The sequence below is a fragment of the Streptomyces sp. ADI95-17 genome, from assembly GCF_003846175.1.
Classification (GTDB): domain Bacteria; phylum Actinomycetota; class Actinomycetes; order Streptomycetales; family Streptomycetaceae; genus Streptomyces; species Streptomyces sanglieri.
Genome location: NZ_ML123044.1, coordinates 991,471 through 997,723 on the forward strand (window position 1 = coordinate 991,471; position 6,253 = coordinate 997,723).

The following is a 6,253-nucleotide window of genomic DNA, read 5'->3' on the forward strand; positions in this document are numbered from 1 at the left end:
GGGGCTGCGGCCCCGCCCGGGGCCGACCTGGTGCACGCCTCTTGACCGGGAGACCCGCGAGCGGCTCGGATGTGGACTGTGCGAGAGCGCCAGTCGGGCCGGGAGCGGCGCCGCGCCCAGGAGTTCGAGACCTTCGTCGCGGGCGCGGCCGGCCGTCTGCTGCACACCGCCACGCTGCTCACCGCCGAGCCCATGCGGCCGCCGGGGGCGAACCCGCGGGCCCAGCGGATGCTGAGCGCCGCGCTGGCGACCACGTACGCGCAGTGGGAACGGCTGCGCGGCGAGGATCCGTACGACCGCACCCGGCGCGAGCTCGCCGTGCGGTTCGCCCATGAGGTCTGGCGCCATCACCGGCCGCGCGGCGGTCTGCTGGCCCCGCTGACACCGCAGGAACGCCTCGTCCTCGTGCTGCGGCTGTACGAGGGGGTCGGGGAGGAGCAGGCGGCGGCGCTGCTCGGCCTCACGGTGGAGCGGGTGCGGGCGGTCTTCAACCGCTCGGTGGCCACGATGCGCGGCACCCGTCGGCCCACGGTGCGGCGGGGCACGCCGGGTCTTTCGAGGGGCGCGCGGTGAGCGGCGCCCGGGACCGGGAGGACGAGGTCCGGCGCATGCTGGACGGTCCGCATCCGCAGGTGCCCGCCGATCTGGCGCGGCGGGCCTCGGAGCGCGGCGGCAGGCTGCTGCGCCGGCGGCTGTTCGTCCGCCGGCTGATGCTGCTGCTGGCGTGCGCCGCGGTGGTGGCGTTCACGGCCTGGGCGATGGCGGCACACCCCTGGCAGGTACCTCCGGCGGAGACGACGCCGCTGGAGGGCTGGTGAGCGGCGACGAGCGCCGGACCGTCCCGACCCTCCCGCAGGACGGCAGAACCGCCCCGACATGCGGCCGAACTATCCTGGAATGTACGGATTTGGGGCCGGCCCCCAGGAGGCTGCCATGACCAGGAAGATCGCCGACTGCCGCAAGCATCCGAGTGTGTCGCACTGCTCGCTCACCATCTCGGGCGAGGAGGAGGAAGTCGTGCGGGCCGCGACCGAGCACGCGGTCTCCGTCCACGAACACACCGACAGTCCCGAACTGCGCGAACAGATCCGGACGATGCTGGAGGACGAGCAGGTCAACGCCTGACGAGGCCCGGGCGGCCGGGCGGGCCCGGATGCGGGAGCCCGCCCGGCCGTCCTTCGGGTATCAGCCGAGCGCCTGCGTGAGGTCGGCCAGCAGGTCGTCGGCGTTCTCGATGCCGACGGAGACGCGGACCAGGTCGGCCGGCACCTCCAGCGGGGAGCCCGCCGCCGAGGCGTGCGTCATGCGGCCCGGGTGCTCCACCAGCGACTCGACGCCGCCCAGCGACTCGCCGAGGGTGAACAGCTTCGCCCGGTTGCAGACCTGGACCGCGGCCTCCTCGCCGCCCGCGACCCGGAAGGACACCATGCCGCCGAACGCCTTCATCTGCTTGGCGGCGATCTCGTGGCCGGGGTGCTCGGGCAGCCCGGGGTAGAGGACCTGGGTCACCTTGGGGTGCCGGGTCAGCAGATCGGCGACCTTGGTGGCGTTCTCGCAGTGCCGGTCCATGCGGACCGCCAGGGTCTTGATGCCGCGCAGCACCAGCCAGGCGTCGAACGGTCCGGCGACCGCGCCCATCGCGTTCTGGTGGTACGCCAACTCATCGGCCAGTTCCGGGTCGTTGACGATCAGCGCGCCGCCGACGACGTCCGAGTGGCCGCCCATGTACTTGGTGGTGGAGTGCACCACCACATCGGCGCCCAGGGCCAGGGGCTGCTGGAGGTAGGGGCTGGCGAAGGTGTTGTCGACGACCAGGCGGGCACCGGCGGCGCGGGCCACACCGGCGATCGCGGCGATGTCGGTGATGCCGAGCAGCGGGTTGGACGGGGTCTCCACCCAGACCGCCTTGGTGCGCGGAGTGATCGCCGCCCGTACCGCCGCCACGTCCGAGGTGTCGGCGACGGAGAACTCGACGCCCCACCGCGAGACGACCTTCGCGAACAGCCGGAAGGTGCCGCCGTAGGCGTCGTTCGGGATGACCACGTGGTCACCGGGGGTCAGCAGCGTACGGAGCAGGCAGTCCTCGGCGGCGAGGCCGGAGGCGAAGGCGAGTCCGCGGCGGCCGCCCTCCAGGGCCGCGAGGTTCTCCTCCAGGGCGGTACGGGTCGGGTTGGCGCTGCGGCTGTACTCGTAGCCGCCACGCAGTCCGCCCACACCGTCCTGCTTGTACGTGGACACCTGGTAGATGGGCGGGACGACGGCGCCGGTGAGAGGGTCGGCGGTGTTTCCCGCGTGGATCGCGAGGGTCTCGAAGCTGTGCTGGTCGCTCATGGGGCCAGAGCGTAGTTCGTCGCGAGGGCGCCCACCGGACTACCGGGCCGTCCGGTGACAATGGGAGGCATGGAGATTCTCTGGTTCCTGATCGCCCTGTGCATGCTCGCGGCCGTCGCAGGCCCCTTCGTGCTGCGCCGCCGGGGCGGAATCCGGCAGGTCGCGCCGGGTTCCCCGGACGCCGCGGACCCGGACGCCTACGGTTTCGTGCGCCAGGAGGAGCTGGACATCCGGCTGCCGGGCCCGGACCAGGACCTCCTGGACGTGCTCGATGTGGTGCAGCGTTCCCAGGACTGGCGGGCGGCCTCGCAGCTGCTGGCCGGTACGCCCAAGGAGGGCGAGGTGCGGTGGCAGCGGGTGCAGGCGTTCGCCGGGGCCGCCTCGCTGGAGCTGGCGCAGCAGCCCGGGGTCGGTGGTGCGTGGCTGCGCAAGTGGCGGGCCGATGCGCCGAAGGATGCGGGCGGCGCGGCGGTGCACGCCGAGTTCCTGGTGCAGCAGGCGTGGCGATCGTCGACTGCGGGGACGGACGACTTCCGGATCATCCTGGAGGAGGCCCGTACGGTCTGCGGCGAGGCGGCGCTGCTGGCGCCGGGCGACCCGGTCCCGTACCTCACCGAGCTGGCCGCGGCCCGCGGACTCGGCTACTCCCCCGAGGAGTTCGACCGCCTCTGGGCGAAGGTGATGGACCGCGCCCCGGCCCACATGGGCGCGCACATCGCAGCCCTGCACTACTGGTGCGAGAAGTGGCACGGTTCGCGCGAGGAGGCCGACCGCTTCGCCACCGCGGCCGCCGCCCGCGCCCCGCAGGGCTCGCTGCTGGCCGCGCTGCCGCTGTTCGCGGTGTACGAGCACCTGCCCGAGGTCAACCTCGTCCAGGGCTTCTACCGGAGCGCGGTGGTGACCAAGGCGGTCGAGGGCGCCCTCTTCGCCGTGCACGCGGCCCGCCCGGACGACCCGATGCTCGCCCACGTACGCCACCTCCTGGTCCTCTTCCTCGTCCGGATGGAGCGCTGGTCGGAGGCGATGGCCCAGCTCGTCCACATCGACGGCCACGTCGGCGCGCTGCCGTGGACACAGGACCCCGACCCGGCCGCCGAGTACACGGTCTACCGGGCGCTGGCGGTGGCCGGCTACGAGGCGAACGGCGGCAGCCCGGCGACGCTGCCGCACTAGGGCCGTCCGTCCGGACCGGGCGGAATCCATGGCGCCCCCGCCGCGTTGTAAGCACTGCACACTCACCCCAGGAGGAGCCCCCGCATGTTCCTGCAACGCCGCACCCCGCAGCTCCCCACCCCGGAGGAGGCCCTGAAGGGCCGCCCCACCCCCGAATTCACCGTCCCGTCCACCCACACGGTCCTCGGCAACCCCCTGGAGGGCCCGTACCCGGAGGGTCTGGAGGTCGCGGACTTCGCCCTGGGCTGCTTCTGGGGCGCCGAGCGCAAGTTCTGGCAGACGGACGGCGTCTGGACGACCCTGGCCGGCTACCAGGGCGGCTGCACCGAGAACCCCGCGTACGAAGAGGTCTGCTCGGGCCTGACCGGCCACACCGAGGCCGTCCGCGTCGTCTTCGACCCGAAGACCGTCTCGTACGCCGAGCTGCTGAAGCTCTTCTGGGAGTCCCACGACCCGACCCAGGGCTTCCGCCAGGGCAACGACGTGGGCACCCAGTACCGCTCGGCGATCTACACCCACTCCCCCGCCCAGGCGGCGGCCGTGGCAGCCTCCCGCGACGCCTACCAGAAGGTCCTCACGGCCGCCGGCCACTCCACGATCACCACGGAGATCCTCCCGGCGGAGGGCCGCACGTTCTGGCCCGCGGAGGGCTACCACCAGCAGTACCTCGACAAGAACCCGGCGGGCTACTGCGGCATCGGCGGCACGGGCGTCTCGTGCCCGATCGGGGTGGCTCCGGCGGAGGGGTGAGCCTCGGGCCCGTACGGGAAAAGCCGGTACGACTCCGGCGTACCCGGCCGGCCCGGCAGCAGCTGGACTGGCTGGAGGCGCTGGACCGGCTCACCCCTGCCCGTCTGGCCACCACCGGCCCGTTCCCGTGGCCGGGCGACCCTCGGCACACCGTCGCCCACATGGTTGCCTGGGTGAACGCCGAGCTGATGAAGAACGTCGCAGAGATCGGCCAGCTCCGCCTTCAGCGAGCCGTCGGCCAGGTACCGGACCGGGCCGGCGATCCCGCCGCTGCCCGGACGGCGTAGACAGCGCCCGGCATCAGGCGTCGTAGTGGACCACGACCAGCTTCTCCAGGCGCTCGTCCCGCCCGAAGTCATGTCCGAGTCTCTCCAGTTGCTTCCGGTCGCCGTCGCCGAGGGCACGAAGGGGGGTCGATTCCGGTGCGCACAAGCATTCCCCGTGCGGTCCCCGCACCAGGGCCTGCCCGGCGGATCAGGTCAGGCGCAGATCGATCCAGGGCACGGTGTCGCCCTCGCGCAGCAGATAGCGTTCGAGCTCGACGAAGCCGTGCCGCTCCGCGAAGCGCAGTCCGTCCGGGTTGGAGGCCAGCACCACGGTCTCGATCACCTGGGCGTCCAGTGCGCGTGCCTGGCCCAGCGCGCGCTCGTAGAGTCGGGTGCCGAGGCCGCGGCGGCGGTGCTCGGGCAGGACACGGGCGATGACCGTGGCGGTTGCGCCGTTGTCACCGGTGGGCGGGCGCACGGTGGTGCAGCCGACCAGGACGTCGCCGAGGTGGGCGACCTCCATGCGGTTGCGGCCGGTGCGGGCACGGACGTCGTCGAGGGAAAGTACGTCACCGGGAATGATCAGGTTGTGGACGTACTGCCAATCGTGGATGGAGGCGTCGTCGTCCACCGCTCGGATGCGTAGGTCGGTCATCGGCCCAGCGAACCGGTACGCGCCGCGGTGCGTCAATCGCGATTGCCGAGCGGGGAAGTACGGGGCAGAGACCCGCCACGTGGTGACGCCGGACGATGTGACGATCGCGCACCGCACCGCACCGGCCTCGGCGGGACTCGACCGCTGCCGACAGAGGATGCCCGTACCTGCCGTCCGACCCGGCGCGGTGAAAAGCCGGGTCCGCCGGCGTCGTACGGACGGCCTTCGCGGATACCGGGGGCCGATCCGGGAAAGGATCACCGGCGTCCGAAGCATCACCGACCCCACCGTCGAAACCAACCCCGCCGCCTCTGACCGAACAGCGCTTGCAGGACCCGTGGCTCGCCCTTCTCGGCCGTCCAACCGATCGAAAGGTTCCCCCGCCTTGCACACGCAGACCCCGAACGCCATGCCCGAACCCACCCCCACCCTGCTGGAGCGGCTCCCCGCGTTACGCCGTGGACTCGACCGGCTGGAGCGCAGGCCCACCGCGTTCGGCCTGGTCATGTGGGCTTTCGGGCTGGCCAAGCCGGTGTTTCTGGACCATGTGGTGACACCCGAGCCGCGCGCTGAACTCGGCCCCGTGCGCGAGCTCCTGGAGAAGAACCGGAAGCGTTACGCCGAACACCTCACCGGCTTCCTGGAGTACGCCGACCAGCTGGCCGGGATCCCGCTGAAAGGGGTGGAGAAGGCGTCCACCGCCTACTGGGGCAACACCTGGCTGCCCCCATTGGACGCACTCTCGCTCTATGGCTTCCTCGCCTCCGAGAGGCCGGCCCGCTATCTCGAAGTCGGCTCCGGGAACTCCACCAAGTTCGCCCGCCGGGCCGTCCGGGACCTCGGCCTGGACACCCGCATCACGTCCATCGACCCGGAACCCCGGGCCCATATCGACCACCTCTGCGACGAGGTGGTGCGTGTCCCGCTCCAGGACGCCGACCTCGGTGTCTTCGCCGAACTGGAACCGGGCGACATCCTCTTCATCGACGGCTCGCACCGGCTCCAGATGGGCTCCGACGTCATGGTGTTCTTCTGCGAGCTGCTGCCCCGCCTCAAGCCGGGGGTGCTCATCCAGGTC

General features: G+C 72.1%; 10 protein-coding genes. 7 read left to right on the forward strand and 3 right to left on the reverse strand.

Features of this window, described 5'->3' with window-relative positions; genetic code table 11:
• The first annotated feature begins 78 nt into the window (after window positions 1-78).
• The 3 genes from EES42_RS04305 (at window position 79) to EES42_RS04315 (ending at window position 1,125) form a co-directional block, all read left to right on the forward strand.
• On the forward strand, window positions 79-573 hold the full coding sequence (locus tag EES42_RS04305) for a sigma factor-like helix-turn-helix DNA-binding protein (RefSeq protein WP_124716735.1): 495 nt from the start codon (window positions 79-81) through the stop codon (window positions 571-573).
• Entirely contained in the window at window positions 570-818 is a 249-nt protein-coding gene (locus EES42_RS04310) for a hypothetical protein (RefSeq protein ID WP_124716736.1), read from the forward strand. Before EES42_RS04305 ends, EES42_RS04310 begins: the two co-directional genes overlap by 4 nt.
• Window positions 819-933: 115 nt before the next feature.
• Window positions 934-1,125, forward strand: a complete 192-nt coding sequence (locus EES42_RS04315) for a DUF1059 domain-containing protein (RefSeq protein ID WP_124716737.1) — start codon at window positions 934-936, stop codon at window positions 1,123-1,125.
• A gap of 60 nt (window positions 1,126-1,185) precedes the next feature.
• Here EES42_RS04315 and EES42_RS04320 read toward each other — a convergent pair whose 3' ends face one another.
• Window positions 1,186-2,331, reverse strand: a complete 1,146-nt coding sequence (locus EES42_RS04320; RefSeq protein ID WP_124716738.1) for a cystathionine gamma-synthase — start codon at window positions 2,329-2,331, stop codon at window positions 1,186-1,188.
• Window positions 2,332-2,400: 69 nt separating this feature from the next.
• Between EES42_RS04320 and EES42_RS04325 the strand changes: the two genes are divergently transcribed.
• From EES42_RS04325 to EES42_RS04335, 3 genes are all read left to right on the forward strand, one after another.
• On the forward strand, window positions 2,401-3,504 hold the full coding sequence (locus EES42_RS04325) for a hypothetical protein (RefSeq protein ID WP_124716739.1): 1,104 nt from the start codon (window positions 2,401-2,403) through the stop codon (window positions 3,502-3,504).
• A gap of 84 nt (window positions 3,505-3,588) precedes the next feature.
• Window positions 3,589-4,254: a peptide-methionine (S)-S-oxide reductase MsrA gene (gene msrA, locus EES42_RS04330; protein WP_124716740.1), complete on the forward strand. Its 666-nt coding sequence runs from the start codon at window positions 3,589-3,591 to the stop codon at window positions 4,252-4,254.
• 62 nt (window positions 4,255-4,316) lie between these two features.
• A complete protein-coding gene (locus EES42_RS04335; RefSeq protein WP_266499960.1) occupies window positions 4,317-4,541 on the forward strand; it encodes a DinB family protein in 225 nt (74 codons plus the stop codon).
• Between the two features lie 13 nt (window positions 4,542-4,554).
• Here the strand turns inward: EES42_RS04335 and EES42_RS47230 are convergent, their stop codons facing one another.
• Together EES42_RS47230 and EES42_RS04340 are read right to left on the reverse strand one after the other, a co-directional pair.
• Window positions 4,555-4,686 carry a hypothetical protein gene (locus EES42_RS47230; protein ID WP_266490970.1) on the reverse strand — a complete coding sequence of 44 codons (132 nt, stop codon included), beginning with the start codon at window positions 4,684-4,686 and terminating at the stop codon, window positions 4,555-4,557.
• Between the two features lie 42 nt (window positions 4,687-4,728).
• Complete coding sequence (locus EES42_RS04340; RefSeq protein WP_124716741.1) at window positions 4,729-5,175, reverse strand: GNAT family N-acetyltransferase; 447 nt, start codon at window positions 5,173-5,175, stop codon at window positions 4,729-4,731.
• 385 nt (window positions 5,176-5,560) lie between these two features.
• Here EES42_RS04340 and EES42_RS04345 point away from each other — a divergent pair.
• Window positions 5,561-6,253, forward strand: a 693-nt coding sequence (locus tag EES42_RS04345; RefSeq protein ID WP_206433363.1) for a class I SAM-dependent methyltransferase, incomplete at its 3' end; no start/stop codon positions are given.